The organism is Vibrio sp. ECSMB14106 (assembly GCF_000972265.1).
GTDB classification, from domain to species: domain Bacteria; phylum Pseudomonadota; class Gammaproteobacteria; order Enterobacterales; family Vibrionaceae; genus Vibrio; species Vibrio kanaloae.
Genome location: NZ_LAUM01000090.1, coordinates 1 through 318, shown reverse-complemented (window position 1 = coordinate 318; position 318 = coordinate 1). Strand labels below are relative to the sequence as shown.

Annotated in this window: 1 protein-coding gene; it reads left to right on the top strand. The window is 48.1% G+C overall.

Translation table 11 applies throughout. The annotated features are described in order from the left end of the window. Positions 1-318, top strand: a 318-nt coding sequence (locus tag WR49_RS20785; RefSeq protein ID WP_156155695.1) for a Tn3 family transposase, incomplete at both ends; no start/stop codon positions are given.

Sequence of the window (318 nt, the reverse complement as noted above, 5' to 3'; positions counted from 1 at the left end):
GGTACTCCTCTAAGTATTTCGGCACCAACAAAGGGATCACGGCCATGACACTGGTGGCCAACCACAGCGCCCTCAATGCTCGGATCATCGGTTCCAACGAGCACGAATCACACTATATTTATGACCTGTTACAATCCAACAGCAGTGAAATCAAACCTGACGTACTCTCGACAGATACACACGGTGTCAATCATGTTAACTTCGCCTTACTGGATCTATGCGGTTACAGTTTTGCACCGCGATACGCGCAGTTCAGTAGTGTCATCAATGATCTGTTTGATGTGACTGAAAGTGAACAAGGCAGCACCATACTGGCGC